10 protein-coding genes and 1 pseudogene are annotated in these 13,899 nt (G+C 62.3%); all 11 read left to right on the top strand.

Features of this window, described 5'->3' with window-relative positions:
* Positions 1–733: 733 nt before the first annotated feature.
* Positions 734–1,249, top strand: a pseudogene (locus tag GIW04_RS31540) (methyl-accepting chemotaxis protein); the annotation flags it as partial.
* A 292-nt stretch (positions 1,250–1,541) separates the two neighbouring features.
* The gene (gene aroQ / locus GIW04_RS18770) at positions 1,542–1,997 is read left to right on the top strand and encodes a type II 3-dehydroquinate dehydratase (RefSeq protein ID WP_003188192.1); all 456 of its coding nucleotides are present in this window, start codon (positions 1,542–1,544) and stop codon (positions 1,995–1,997) included.
* Positions 1,998–2,021: 24 nt separating this feature from the next.
* Positions 2,022–2,486 carry an acetyl-CoA carboxylase biotin carboxyl carrier protein gene (gene accB / locus GIW04_RS18775; RefSeq protein ID WP_003188191.1) on the top strand — a complete coding sequence of 155 codons (465 nt, stop codon included), beginning with the start codon at positions 2,022–2,024 and terminating at the stop codon, positions 2,484–2,486.
* 17 nt (positions 2,487–2,503) lie between these two features.
* The gene (gene accC, locus GIW04_RS18780; protein WP_003188188.1) at positions 2,504–3,865 is read left to right on the top strand and encodes an acetyl-CoA carboxylase biotin carboxylase subunit; all 1,362 of its coding nucleotides are present in this window, start codon (positions 2,504–2,506) and stop codon (positions 3,863–3,865) included.
* A 267-nt stretch (positions 3,866–4,132) separates the two neighbouring features.
* The gene (gene prmA / locus GIW04_RS18785; protein WP_120247965.1) at positions 4,133–5,011 is read left to right on the top strand and encodes a 50S ribosomal protein L11 methyltransferase; all 879 of its coding nucleotides are present in this window, start codon (positions 4,133–4,135) and stop codon (positions 5,009–5,011) included.
* A gap of 30 nt (positions 5,012–5,041) precedes the next feature.
* Positions 5,042–6,292 carry a DUF3426 domain-containing protein gene (locus GIW04_RS18790; protein ID WP_120247964.1) on the top strand — a complete coding sequence of 417 codons (1,251 nt, stop codon included), beginning with the start codon at positions 5,042–5,044 and terminating at the stop codon, positions 6,290–6,292.
* 185 nt (positions 6,293–6,477) lie between these two features.
* Entirely contained in the window at positions 6,478–7,491 is a 1,014-nt protein-coding gene (gene dusB / locus GIW04_RS18795; protein WP_034126416.1) for a tRNA dihydrouridine synthase DusB, read from the top strand.
* Positions 7,488–7,808, top strand: coding sequence for a DNA-binding transcriptional regulator Fis (gene fis / locus GIW04_RS18800; protein ID WP_002555375.1), 321 nt, complete (start codon positions 7,488–7,490; stop codon positions 7,806–7,808). Before dusB ends, fis begins: the two co-directional genes overlap by 4 nt.
* 82 nt (positions 7,809–7,890) lie before the next feature.
* A complete protein-coding gene (gene purH, locus GIW04_RS18805) occupies positions 7,891–9,498 on the top strand; it encodes a bifunctional phosphoribosylaminoimidazolecarboxamide formyltransferase/IMP cyclohydrolase (protein ID WP_003188169.1) in 1,608 nt (535 codons plus the stop codon).
* 98 nt (positions 9,499–9,596) lie between these two features.
* Positions 9,597–10,889: a phosphoribosylamine--glycine ligase gene (gene purD, locus GIW04_RS18810; RefSeq protein ID WP_003188167.1), complete on the top strand. Its 1,293-nt coding sequence runs from the start codon at positions 9,597–9,599 to the stop codon at positions 10,887–10,889.
* Between the two features lie 116 nt (positions 10,890–11,005).
* Positions 11,006–13,777 (top strand): hybrid sensor histidine kinase/response regulator, encoded by a 2,772-nt coding sequence (locus GIW04_RS18815; protein ID WP_003188166.1) that lies wholly within the window; start codon positions 11,006–11,008, stop codon positions 13,775–13,777.
* Positions 13,778–13,899 lie beyond the last annotated feature (122 nt).

Below are 13,899 nucleotides of genomic sequence, written 5' to 3' on the forward strand. Positions count from 1 at the left end.
CCTCAAGCGCGACCCCAACAGCCTGTTGACCCGCTACCCCGCCGAGTTGCAGCGCACCCGCGAGCAGATCCAGCAACGCGCCGACCTCGCCGCCAGCACCCACCTGAAAATCACCAACGTGCAACACGCCATCGCCGGCCTCGAACCCGTGGTGCGCGCGCAACACGCGAAGATTCAGGGTGAAGTACGCGTGATGCAGGGTGTGATGATTGGCCTGATCCTGCTGATCGCATTGCTGATCGACACCCTGCAGCGCCGCCTGGCGCGCGTGCTGACCAACCTGGCGCCGGCCTTGTCGACCTGGGCCGAAGGCGACTTCAGCCAACCGATTGACTTAGGCAAGACCAACCGCGAGCTGCACGATATCGAGGCCTCCCTTAACCGCCTGCGCGCCTACCTGGTGGACCTGGTCGGCACCATCCGTGGCAATGCCGAAGAAGTGGCGGGCAGCAGCCGCGCCCTGGCCGAACTGAGCAGCGGCCTGCACGACAGCGCCGAACGCCAGGCCGGCGACACCGCGCAAATCCGTGATTCCCTGGGCGAGCTGGAAGCCACCATCCAGCAAGTTGCCGGGGATGCCAGCCAGGCAGCCGGAGCCAGCCGCAGTGCGGGCCAAGCCGTGGAGCAAGGCCAGCGCGTGATCGGCCTGAGCCTCACCGGGCTGCATGCGCTGGTGGGCGAAGTGCAGCAAAACGCGCAGATGATCGAGAAACTTGCCGAAGAGTCCGCCACCATCGGCGGCGTGCTCACGGTGATTCGCTCGATTGCCGACCAGACCAACCTGCTTGCGCTCAACGCCGCCATCGAAGCCGCCCGCGCCGGTGAGGCCGGGCGTGGTTTCGCCGTGGTGGCCGACGAGGTGCGCTCCCTGGCCCAGCGTACCGCCGGCGCCACCGCCGAAATCCAGGGCCTGATCGCCGGCCTGCAAACCGCCGCGCACCAGTCGGTAGAAGGCATGCGCGCCCAGGTCGAACACGCCGAAGCCACCGCCCAGCAAGCCCAGGCGGCGGATGGCGCGCTGGATGAGATCGTCGGGGCGATCCAGACCATCTCGGATACCGCCGTACGCATTGCCGATGTGACCGCGCAACAGAGTGGCGCCGTGAGCGAGATACGCGACAACAGTGAGCGGATTCATCAATTGGGTGAGGATAATTTGCTGCGTATTGGCCAGGGTCGCAGCCAGGGCGAACACCTGCTGGTGCTGGGCGGGCAGCTTACTACCGCCGTGCAAGCCTTCCGCGTCTGACCCGATCCAATGTGGGAGCTGGCTGATCGTTCCCACGCTCCGCGTGGGAATGTCGCCCCAGACGCTCCGCGTCCCGCTTTAAAGCCGTGACGCAGAGCATCACTGGATGCGTGCCCACGCGGAGCGTGGGCACGATCAGCTCCCACACTGACCAAATGCCGGCTCCCAGTCACAAATTTTGCGCAATCCTCGCTAATCGTGCCGGCTACTGCATAGAACTGGACAGTCACAAAGGCTTTGCGGCATAGTCGCCGGGTTCTGACGCACCCACACCAATAACAAGGAACAGCCAATGGCGACCTTACTGGTTCTTCACGGACCCAACCTGAACCTGCTCGGCACCCGTGAACCGGGCGTCTACGGGGCAGTGACCCTCGACCAGATCAACCTCGACCTGGAAAAAAGGGCCCGTGAAGCCGGCCACCATTTGCTCTACCTGCAAAGCAATGCCGAGTATGAATTGATTGATCGCATCCATGCCGCGCGCGGCGAAGGCGTGGACTTTATTCTGATCAATCCCGCCGCTTTTACGCATACAAGCGTTGCATTACGTGACGCGTTGCTGGCGGTGAGCATCCCATTCATCGAAGTGCATTTATCGAACGTGCACAAACGCGAAGCTTTCCGCCATCACTCTTACTTCTCCGACGTAGCGGTAGGAGTGATCTGCGGCCTTGGCGCCAGCGGTTACCGACTGGCCCTGGAGGCCGCCCTGGAACACATTGAAGAACAGGCTAAACGCCCCTGACCGACCCTTGGGAGTTGATGATTCATGGATATCCGTAAAGTTAAGAAACTGATCGAACTGCTGGAAGAATCCGGTATCGACGAGCTGGAAATCAAGGAAGGCGAAGAGTCCGTACGGATCAGCCGTCACAGCAAGACCCCGGCCCAACAGTTCTACGCGCCACAGATGCAAGCACCGGCTCCAGCCGCTGCTGCTCCGGCTGCCGCGCCTGCCGCCGCCGCTGCACCTGCCGCCCCAGCCGCGCCTGCGCTGAATGGCTTCGTGGTCAAGTCGCCAATGGTCGGTACTTTCTACCGCACCCCGGCACCGACCTCGCCAGCCTTCGTTGAAGTGGGCAAGACCGTGAAAGTGGGCGACACCATCTGCATCGTTGAAGCGATGAAAATGATGAACCACATCACCGCAGAAAAAGCCGGCGTCATTGAATCCATCCTGGTAGAAAACGGTCAGCCGGTTGAGTACGACCAGCCGCTGTTCACCATCGTTTGAACCGCGGAGCGCCTTCGATGTTGAAACCTGCGAAGAAACTGCAAAAAGTCCTGATCGCCAACCGCGGCGAGATCGCGCTGCGTATCCTGCGCGCCTGTAAGGAAGAGGGCATCAAGACCGTCGCTGTTTACTCGACGGCCGATACCGAATTGATGCACGTGAAGCTGGCGGACGAAAGCATTTGCATCGGCCCGCCACTGGCCACGAACTCGTACCTGAAAGTCTCGAACATCATCGCTGCGGCAGAAGTGACCGGCGCTGATGGCATCCACCCAGGCTACGGCTTCCTCGCGGAAAACGCCGATTTTGCCGAACAGGTGGAAAAATCCGGGTTTGCCTTCATCGGCCCCAAAGCCGAAACCATTCGCCTGATGGGCGACAAGGTCTCGGCCAAGGACGCCATGATCGCGGCCGGCGTGCCAACCGTTCCAGGCTCCGACGGCCCACTGCCTGAAGACGAAGAAACCGCTCTGCGCATTGGTCGCGAAGTCGGCTACCCGGTGATCATCAAGGCCGCCGGTGGCGGTGGTGGTCGCGGCATGCGCGTGGTGCACAAGGAAGAAGACCTGATCGAAGCCGCCAAGCAGACCCGCTCCGAAGCGGGCGCCTGGTTCGGCAACCCGATGGTCTACCTGGAGAAGTACCTGACCAACCCACGTCACGTGGAAGTCCAGGTACTGTCCGACGGCCAGGGCCACGCCATCCACCTGGGCGACCGCGATTGCTCGCTGCAACGTCGTCACCAGAAGGTATTGGAAGAAGCCCCGGCACCGGGCCTGGACGAGAAAGCCCGCCAGGAAGTGCTGGCGCGTTGCGTCAAGGCGTGCATCGACATCAACTACCGTGGCGCCGGTACCTTCGAGTTCCTCTACGAGAACGGCCGTTTCTACTTCATCGAGATGAATACTCGTGTGCAGGTAGAGCACCCGGTATCGGAGATGGTCACCGGTATCGACATCGTCAAGGAGATGCTGAGCATCGCCGCTGGCAACGTGCTGTCCTTCACCCAGGACGACGTGAAGATGCACGGCCACTCCCTGGAGTGCCGCATCAACGCCGAAGACCCGAAAACCTTTATCCCAAGCCCTGGCCTGGTCAAGCATTTCCACGCGCCAGGCGGCAACGGCGTACGTGTGGATTCGCACCTGTACAGCGGCTACAAGGTTCCGTCCAACTACGACTCACTGATCGGCAAGCTGATCACCTGGGGCGCGACCCGCGACGAGGCCATGGCCCGTATGCGCAACGCCCTGGACGAAATCGTGGTCGACGGCATCAAGACCAACATCCCGCTGCACCGGGACCTGGTTCGTGATGAAGGCTTCTGCGAAGGTGGTGTGAACATTCACTACCTGGAACACAAGCTGGCCAACCAGTAAGTGCTCCACCCAACAAAGCCGCCTTCGGGCGGTTTTGTTGTTTGTGGGCCACCGCCCCCTGATCGTTCCCACGCTCCGCGTGGGAACGCCTCTTGTGGCGCTCCGCGCCACGCCTTAACAACGGGACGCGGAGCGTCCGAGGCGGCATTCCCACGCCGAGCGTGGGAACGATCGTCGGCGCAGTCGTCTTCTGGCTTGCTCTCGCGTAAACTTGCGCGCTTTCGCGGCCAGCCCGCCGCACACTCATTTTATTCAAAGGTGCCCGCCATGCCTTGGCTGCAAGTCCGTCTCGCCATCAGCCCAGAACAAGCCGAAACCTACGAAGACGCGTTCCTCGAAGTGGGCGCCGTGTCGGTGACCTTCATGGACGCCGAAGACCAGCCGATCTTCGAACCGGAACTCAATACCACGCCGCTGTGGTCCCACACCCACTTGCTGGCCCTGTTCGAAGACGGCACCGACGCCGCCGTCGTGCTGGCCCATATGGAACTGCTCACCGGCGGCCCGCTGCCCGAGCATCACAGCGAAGTCATCGAAGACCAGGACTGGGAACGCAGCTGGATGGATAACTTCCAGCCCATGCGTTTCGGCCAGCGCCTGTGGATCGTGCCAAGCTGGCACGCCGCTCCAGAGCCAGACGCCGTCAACCTGCTGCTGGACCCGGGCCTGGCGTTCGGCACCGGCACCCACCCGACCACCGCCCTGTGCCTGGAATGGCTGGACGGCCAGGACCTGACCGACAGCAACGTTTTGGACTTCGGCTGCGGCTCGGGGATTTTGGCAATCGCCGCCCTGCTGCTGGGCGCCAAGGAGGCCGTGGGCACCGATATCGACGTGCAGGCCCTGGAAGCCTCCCGCGATAACGCCGGGCGCAACAACATTGCCGAAGGCAAGTTCCCACTCTACCTGCCTGAGGACCTGCCCCAGGTTCAGGCCGACGTACTGGTGGCCAATATTCTCGCCGGGCCACTGGTGTCGCTGGCGCCGCAACTGTCGAGCCTGGTCAAGCCGGGCGGGCGCCTGGCGCTGTCGGGCATCCTGGCCGAGCAAGGTGAAGACGTGGCGGCGGCCTACGCCAAGGACTTCGAGCTGGACCCGATCGCCAACCGTGATGGCTGGGTACGCATCAGCGGTCGTCGGCGCTAGAATGAGCGCTTGCCTGAATCGGATGGCCGCATGACCGACAGTTTCGTCACCCAGTGCCCACATTGCCAATCGCGCTTTCGCGTCAACCACGCTCAATTGAGCGTGGCCCGCGGCGTGGTGCGTTGCGGCTCGTGCCTGCAAGTGTTCAATGCCGCTCGCCAGTTGCTGGAGCAACGGGCCCAGGCGTCTGCGCCGGAACCTGAAGTGCCGTCCACCGCCGAGCCGGCCGTCGAACCGACTGGCGAAGCACCGCCCGAACCACCACGGGCCATCAGCCAGAAGCAGTGGACGGCCGAAGAGCTGGACCTGGATAACCTGGACAAGGAACTGGCCAGGCTGGAACGTCGCGAGATCCAGCACACCCAGGCCGTGGGCGCAGAACGTCGCCAGCCAGGTGCCGACCGTCGGCAAAAGGAAGAGTCCTTCAGCGCCAGCCGCGATACGGTCAAGGCCGAGGAAGAAAAATGGGCGGCCAGCCTGTTCAGTGAGCCACCCGAAGAGCGCACCCAGGCACCTGAAGAAGAGCCCGAGCCGGCCAAGGCTCCTGCGTCCAAACAGCGCACCGAACCGTCCATGTCGGCCCACACCGACGACCTCGATGACGAACCGGCGCTGCACGCCACCGCCGTGGATGACGACCTCGACCCGCCGCTGACCCCCACCCTCGACGAGCCGGAACCCGAAGACCGCGCGTTCGCGCGACGCAAGCGCGCAAGAACGGAGGCCGGCGCACACGACGAGCTGCTCCAGGACCTGGAAGACGACCCTCTGCACCTGTATGCACAGAAGCGCCCGTCAGGCTGGGGCCGCCGCCTGGTCTGGATAGTGCTGGTAGTGCTCGCCGCCGCAGGCCTGGCCGGCCAGTACATCGCCTACCAATTCGACGACCTGGCCCGCCAGGATGCCTACCGCCCGTGGTTCCAGGCGCTGTGCCCGAAACTGGGATGCACCGTGCCATCGCGGGTCGACATTACCCATATCAAGAGCAGCAACCTGGTGGTGCGCAGCCATCCCGAGTTCGCCGGGGCGCTGGTGGTGGATGCCATCCTCTATAACCGCGCGACCTTCTCCCAGCCCTTCCCGCTGCTGGAGCTACGCTTTGCGGACCTGAACGGCGGCCTGATTGCCAGTCGTCGCTTCAAGCCCGCCGAATACCTGAGCGGCGAGTTGGCCGGCGTGAGCGAAATGCCCTCGCAGACGCCGATCCACATCTCCCTGGACATCCTGGACCCCGGCAACAAAGCCGTGAATTACAGCCTGAGCTTCCATTCGCCCGAGTGAAACGGCGTGCCCACCGAGGTTTGACGGCGGATTATTGACTTGGCCGCCGTCGACCAAACCGATGGCGATAAAAAAGTAACTGTTCAGATTTTATCCAATTCAGCCTTTAACCCGTCATCGAGAGCGGGTATCATGCCAACCCTTTTTCGAACTCTAATGATCCGGCCCCACAACAGGGAAGTCCTATGTCGGCGGTACGCATCGGCCCATACACATTGCAAAACGGCTTGATCCTCGCCCCGATGGCGGGTGTCACCGACCAGCCCTTTCGTCAGCTGTGCAAGCGTTTGGGCGCGGGTCTAGTAGTCTCTGAAATGGTTACCAGCGACATGAGTTTGTGGAACACCCGCAAGTCGCGGATGCGCATGATCCACGAAGGTGATCCCGAGCCACGCTCGGTGCAGATCGCCGGTGGCGATGCGCAGATGCTGGCGGATGCAGCCCGGGCCAATGTGGAGCTGGGTGCACAGATCATCGATATCAACATGGGCTGCCCGGCCAAAAAGGTCTGCAACAAGGCCGCCGGTTCCGCACTGTTGAAAGATGAGCAATTGGTCGCCGAGATCCTGCAGGCCGTTGTCGGCGCAGTGGATGTGCCGGTGACCCTGAAGATTCGGACCGGTTGGGACCGGGACAACAAGAATGGCCTGACAGTGGCGAAGATCGCTGAACAGGCAGGTATTACAGCGCTGGCGGTGCATGGCCGCACCCGTGCCGACCTTTATACCGGTGAAGCCGAGTACGACACCATTGCCGCGATCAAGCAGGCCGTGTCGATGCCGGTCTTTGCCAATGGCGACATCGACAGTGCCGAGAAAGCCCGGCGCGTGCTGCACGCGACCGGCGCCGATGGCTTGTTGATTGGCCGGGCCGCCCAGGGGCGGCCGTGGATTTTTCGTGAAATCGAGCATTTCCTGCGTACCGGTGAAGTCTTGCCGGCACCAGAGTTGGTCGAGGTGGAACGTATTCTGCTAGAGCATCTGGCCGCCCTGCACGCCTTCTATGGGGACGTGATGGGAGTACGCATTGCTCGCAAGCATGTCGGCTGGTATCTCGCCACCTTGCCGGGCGCCAAGGAATTCCGCGCTCAGTTCAATCGTTTGGATGAAACGCAGGCACAGGTCGCCACCGTTCGTGAGTTCTTCGCCGGACGCGACAAGAGCCTGGGAACAGGGGATGGAGAAGGGGTGGCCGCATGACGATGATGACCGAGACTTTAGTGAGTGGAACAACACCCGTGAGCGACAACGTCAATTTGAAACAGCACCTCAACACGCCGAGCGAAGAAGGCCAGACCCTTCGCGGGAGTGTCGAGAAGGCGCTGCACAATTATTTCGCCCACCTTGAGGGCGCTTCCGTCACGGATGTGTACAACCTGGTGCTCTCCGAAGTCGAGGCGCCCTTGCTCGAAAGCGTGATGAACTACGTCAAGGGCAACCAGACCAAAGCCAGTGAGCTGCTGGGCCTCAACCGTGGCACCTTGCGCAAAAAGCTCAAGCAGTACGATTTGCTGTAAGCATTCAATCAAACCAGAAAGGCGCCCGCGTAAAACCGGTCGCCTTTTTTGCTGACTTCCTTTGCTTTTGATGGAAATTGAGATGACCGACCAGACCACCCGCCTGCCGATCCGCCGTGCCTTGATCAGTGTTTCCGACAAGACCGGGATCCTCGAATTTGCCCGGGAGCTGGAAGCCCTGGGTGTGGAAATCCTCTCCACGGGCGGGACCTTCAAACTGCTGCAGGACAACGGCGTGGCCGCAGTAGAAGTCGCGGACTACACCGGTTTCGCAGAAATGATGGACGGTCGCGTCAAGACCCTGCACCCGAAAATCCACGGCGGCATCCTCGGCCGTCGCGGTATCGACGACGCCATCATGACCGAGCACGGTATCAAGCCGATCGACCTGGTGGCCGTTAACCTGTACCCGTTCGAAGCCACCATCAACAAGCCAGGTTGCGACCTGCCGACCGCCATCGAAAACATCGATATCGGCGGCCCAACCATGGTGCGCTCGGCAGCCAAGAACCATAAGGACGTGGCCATCGTGGTCAACGCCAGCGACTACGCCAGCGTCTTGGAAAACCTCAAGGCCGGTGGCCTGACCTACGCCCAGCGCTTTGACCTGATGCTCAAGGCGTTCGAACACACCGCCGCCTACGACGGCATGATCGCCAACTACATGGGCACCGTGAACCAGGCGGCGCCAACCTTGAGCACCGAAGGCCGCAGCCAGTTCCCACGCACCTTCAACAGCCAGTTCATCAAGGCCCAGGAAATGCGCTACGGCGAGAACCCGCACCAGAGCGCGGCGTTCTACGTGGAAGCCAAGCCGGCCGAAGTGGGCATCGCCACCGCTACTCAACTGCAGGGCAAGGAACTCTCCTACAACAACGTGGCCGATACCGACGCTGCGCTGGAATGTGTGAAGAGCTTCGTCAAGCCGGCCTGCGTGATCGTCAAGCACGCCAACCCGTGCGGCGTGGCCGTCAGCCCGGACGCTGAAGGCGGTATCCGCCAGGCGTACGAACTGGCCTACGCCACCGACACTGAATCAGCATTCGGCGGCATCATCGCCTTCAACCGCGAGCTGGATGCCGAGACCGCCAAGGCCATCGTCGAGCGTCAGTTCGTCGAAGTGATCATCGCCCCAAGCGTCAGCGAAGAAGCCCGCGCCATCGTCGCTGCTAAAGCCAACGTGCGCCTGCTGGCCTGTGGCGAGTGGTCGGCAGACCGCGCCGCCGCCTGGGACTACAAGCGCGTCAATGGCGGCCTGCTGGTACAGAGCCGCGACATCGGCATGATCGGCAGCGACGACTTGAAAGTCGTGACCAAGCGCGCGCCGACCGAGCAAGAGATCAACGACCTGATCTTCGCCTGGAAAGTGGCCAAGTACGTCAAGTCCAACGCCATCGTCTACGCCAAGAACCGCCAGACCATCGGTGTCGGCGCTGGCCAGATGAGCCGTGTGAACTCGGCACGTATCGCCGCGATCAAGGCTGAGCACGCCGGTTTGCAGGTGGTGGGTTCGGTGATGGCTTCCGATGCATTCTTCCCGTTCCGTGACGGCCTGGACAACGCTGCAAAAGCCGGCGTGACCGCCGTGATCCAACCGGGCGGTTCGATGCGTGATGCAGAAGTCATCGCCGCCGCTGATGAAGCGGGCATTGCGATGGTCTTCACCGGCATGCGCCACTTCCGCCACTGATTGATCGTTCCCACGCTCCGCGTGGGAACGCAGCCAGGGACGCTCCGCGTCCCTCGGACGCAGAGCGTGGGAACGATCATCCTAACGAGGTTTTTGAAATGAATGTTTTGATCATTGGCAGCGGTGGCCGTGAACACGCCCTGGCCTGGAAAGTAGCCCAGGACCCACGCGTGCAGAAAGTCTTCGTGGCCCCCGGCAACGCCGGTACCGCCATCGAAGCCAAGTGCGAAAACGTCGCCATCGACGTGCTGGCCCTGGAGCAATTAGCAGATTTTGCCGAGAAGAATGTTTCCCTGACCATCGTCGGCCCGGAAGTGCCGCTGGTGGCTGGCGTCGTCGATCTGTTCCGCAGCCGTGGCCTGGATTGCTTCGGCCCTACCGCTGGCGCCGCCCAGCTGGAAGGTTCGAAAGCCTTCACCAAGGACTTCCTGGCTCGCCACAAGATCCCGACGGCCGATTACCAGAACTTCACCGAGATCGAGCCGGCCCTGGCTTACCTGCGTGAAAAAGGCGCACCAATCGTGATCAAGGCCGATGGCCTGGCTGCCGGTAAAGGCGTGATTGTCGCCATGACCCTGCAGGAAGCCGAAGACGCCGTGCGCGACATGCTCGCCGGCAATGCTTTTGGTGACGCCGGTTCGCGCGTGGTCATCGAGGAATTCCTCGACGGCGAAGAAGCCAGCTTTATCGTGATGGTCGACGGCAAGAACGTATTGCCGATGGCCACCAGCCAGGACCACAAGCGCGTCGGCAACGGCGACAGCGGCCCGAACACCGGCGGCATGGGTGCCTACTCCCCGGCGCCGGTGGTGACCGCCGACGTGCACCAGCGCGTCATGGACCTGGTGATCTGGCCAACCGTGCGTGGCATGGCCGATGAAGGCAACGTGTACACCGGTTTCCTCTACGCCGGCCTGATGATCGACAAAGCCGGTAACCCCAAAGTCATCGAGTTCAACTGCCGTTTCGGCGATCCGGAAACCCAACCGGTGATGCTGCGTCTGCAATCGAGCCTGGTGCTGCTGGTAGAAGCCGCCCTCGCCCAGGCCCTGGACAAGGTCGAAGCACAATGGGACCCACGCCCGAGCGTTGGCATCGTACTGGCGGCCGGTGGCTACCCTGCCGACTACGCCAAGGGCGATGCGATCGAAGGCCTCGACGCTGCCGCTGCGCTGGAAGGCAAGGTGTTCCATGCGGGCACCGCGCTCAAGGACGGCAAAGTTGTAACCGCCGGTGGCCGCGTATTGTGCGCCACCGCGATGGGTGCCAGTGTCGATGCCGCGCAACAACAGGCGTACAAACTGGCGGCGAAAATCGACTGGAAGGGCTGCTTCTACCGCACCGACATTGGCTACCGTGCCATTGCCCGCGAACGCGGCGAGAACAACTGAGCAGCTACACTTGCAGTAGCTATCCGTTCGGTTAGGTAAGGGCCTTTGGCCCTTGCCGTACCCTGTCGCCCCGCGCATAGTTAACCCGTGCATCCAACTACCGAAGGGATTTCGCCGTGCGCTGGCTCAGGATCGCCATAGGTTTCACAATCAGCCTGCTGACTTTGCTCTGCTTGCTACCGGCCCAGGCCGCCGCGCAAGGCAGTGGCTGGGCGGTATTGCTTGATGAACAGGCCGACCTGCAACTGAGCGACATCCGTTCCGCCCGCTATACCAATCAATTCAGCCCCATCGAACTGAACCGCATCACTGCCGCGCAGCCGGACGGTGCGTTGTGGGTGCGTTTCAGGTTGCAGCCCGGCAAGCACGAACAAGTGCTGCGGGTTTTCGCCCCGGACCTGTCCAGCCTCAGCCTGTACGTGCTGGACGGCGACACCCTGGTGGAGCAACAAATCACCGGCACTCGCCAACCCCAGGCTGAGCGCCCGCTGCCCAGCAGTGACTTCATGTTACCGATGCCCCAGAGCCAACAGCCTCTGGAGGTGTACCTGCGGCTGGTCTCGGAACACGAACTGCGCCCTTACATCACTCTGGAACCTGCAGTGCTGGCCGCGGCCAACCAGAACCAGACGCTGATCTACGGCCTGCTGTTCGGCGTGCTGTCGATGCTGATCCTGCACAACCTCACGCGCTTCGCCTACCACCGCTCGCGCAGTAGCCTGTGGCTGGCCGCGTGCGAGTTCCTGTTGATGCTTAGCCTGGCGCTGCTACTCAACCTGGTGGGGCCGTGGCTGCCGAACTGGCACGCGATCCAGACCCCTGGCGCCTACCTGGCCCTGTTGCTGACCGCACCCTGCGGGCTGATGTTTGCCTACCGCTTCTTCATGCCCCTGGGCCCGCACCCGCTGAACAAAGTGCTGATGGCCGACATCCTGCTGATCGTCCTGTGCGGCCTGCTGCTGTTGTTCGTCAACACCTTGCCGTTGAACATCATCACCTATGCCCTGGTCGCGCTGGCAGGCCTGAGCATGCTGTTTGTCTCGGCCTATCACTGGCAAAAAGGTTACCGCCCGGCGCGCCTGTTCGTGGCGGCCATGGTGGTGTTCAACATCGGCACGCTGATCATCCTGCCCGCCCTGCTCGGCCTCACCCTGGTGGCGCCACAAGGCCTGATCGTCACCCTGCTGAGCTTTATCTGCCTCAGCGGCCTACTGATGAGCCTGGCCCTCGGCGAGCGCCAGCGCGCCATTGTCGAAACCCGCTTCAGCCTCAGCCGCGACCTGGCGGCCAGCAACGCCGAAATCGCCGCCAAGGCCGAGTTCCTGGCGAAGATCAGCCACGAAATCCGCACCCCCATGAACGGCGTGCTGGGCATGACCGAGTTACTGCTGGGCACTCCCCTGTCGGTGAAGCAACGCGACTATGTGCAGACCATCCACAGCGCCGGTAACGAGTTGCTCACCCTGATCAACGAGATTCTCGACATTTCCAAGCTCGAATCCGGCCAGATCGAACTCGATGATGTGCAGTTCGATCTCAATGCCTTGATCGACGACTGCATGAGTATCTTCCGCGCCAAGGCCGAGCAACAGAATGTCGAGCTGATCAGCTTCATCCAGCCCCAGGTGCCACGGGTGATCAGCGGTGACCCGACGCGACTGCGCCAGGCTTTACTGAGCCTTCTGGAAAACGCCCTGCACAAAACCGATGAAGGCGAAGTGCTGATCGTTGTCGCCCTGGATGAGCGCAGCACCAAGCCGCGCCTGCGCATTGCCGTGCAAGACAGTGGCGTGCCCATGGAAGCTGCCGAACGCGACGCCCTGCTGCACAGCGAACTGCACAGCAAGAACTTCCTGTCGGCGACGCGCTTGAGCGGCCACCTGGGCCTGGTCATCGCCCGCCAGTTGATCCTGTTGATGAACGGCGAGTTCGGCGTCAAGAGCGGCAGTCACCAGGGCAGCACCCTGTGGCTGACCCTGCCGCTGGACCCGGAACGCCTGGAGCACCCGACCAGCGACCTCGACGGCCCGCTCAAGGACGCCCGCGTGCTGGTGGTGGACGACAACGACACCTGCCGCAAAGTGCTGGTGCAGCAATGCACGGCCTGGGGCCTGAACGTCAGCGCCGCGCCTTCGGGCAAGGAGGCCCTGGCGCTGTTACGTACCAAGGCGCACCTGCGTGATTACTTTGACGTGGTGCTGCTGGACCAGAACATGCCCGGCATGACCGGCATGCAACTGGCGGCGAAGATCAAGGAAGACCCGAGCCTTAACCACGACATCCTGCTGATCATGCTCACCGGCATCAGTAACGCACCGAGCAAGATCATTGCGCGCAACTGCGGGATCAAGCGCATCCTCGCCAAACCGGTGGCGGGCTATACCCTCAAGACCACCCTGGCCGATGAACTGACCCAGCGCAGCAAAGGTGCCCTCGTGGCACGCCCGGCCCCCAGCGCACCGGCCGCCATCACCGTGCCCAGCGATTTCCGCATCCTGGTGGCCGAAGACAACAGCATTTCCACCAAAGTGATTCGCGGCATGCTCGGCAAGCTCAACCTCAACCCAGACACCGCCAGCAACGGCGAAGAAGCGTTGCAAGCGATGAAAGCCCAGCGCTATGACCTGGTCTTGATGGACTGCGAGATGCCGATCCTCGATGGTTTCTCGGCCACGCAGCAACTGCGGGCGTGGGAAGTGAGCCACCAACGCGTGCGTACGCCGGTGGTGGCGCTCACGGCGCACATTCTCTCGGAACACAAAGAACGCGCACGCCAGGCGGGCATGGACGGGCATATGGCCAAGCCGGTGGAGCTGTCGCAGCTGCGCGAGCTGGTGGACTACTGGGTGGCGCAGCGCCAACAGCGCCCGGAACACGCCCCATCCTGAACCTGAAATACCATCCCCTGTGGGAGCTGGCTTGCCTGCGATCCAGTCAACTCGGTGATTCAGGCACACCGAGTCGATGCCTTCGCAGGCAAGCCAGCTCCCACATTTGATCTCTGTCAGAT

This window comes from Pseudomonas sp. PA-4-8C, assembly GCF_021606625.1.
Taxonomy (GTDB): domain Bacteria; phylum Pseudomonadota; class Gammaproteobacteria; order Pseudomonadales; family Pseudomonadaceae; genus Aquipseudomonas; species Aquipseudomonas lactis.

What these genes read in the sequence shown, in the direction of transcription:
- aroQ (WP_003188192.1), top strand. Translation starts at nt 1,542, where the DNA reads ATGGCGACCTTACTGGTTCTTCACGGACCCAACCTGAACCTGCTCGGC.
- accB (WP_003188191.1), top strand. Translation starts at nt 2,022, where the DNA reads ATGGATATCCGTAAAGTTAAGAAACTGATCGAACTGCTGGAAGAATCC.
- accC (WP_003188188.1), top strand. Translation starts at nt 2,504, where the DNA reads ATGTTGAAACCTGCGAAGAAACTGCAAAAAGTCCTGATCGCCAACCGC.
- purH (WP_003188169.1), top strand. Translation starts at nt 7,891, where the DNA reads ATGACCGACCAGACCACCCGCCTGCCGATCCGCCGTGCCTTGATCAGT.
- prmA (WP_120247965.1), top strand. Translation starts at nt 4,133, where the DNA reads ATGCCTTGGCTGCAAGTCCGTCTCGCCATCAGCCCAGAACAAGCCGAA.
- fis (WP_002555375.1), top strand. Translation starts at nt 7,488, where the DNA reads ATGACGATGATGACCGAGACTTTAGTGAGTGGAACAACACCCGTGAGC.
- GIW04_RS18790 (WP_120247964.1), top strand. Translation starts at nt 5,042, where the DNA reads ATGACCGACAGTTTCGTCACCCAGTGCCCACATTGCCAATCGCGCTTT.
- dusB (WP_034126416.1), top strand. Translation starts at nt 6,478, where the DNA reads ATGTCGGCGGTACGCATCGGCCCATACACATTGCAAAACGGCTTGATC.
- purD (WP_003188167.1), top strand. Translation starts at nt 9,597, where the DNA reads ATGAATGTTTTGATCATTGGCAGCGGTGGCCGTGAACACGCCCTGGCC.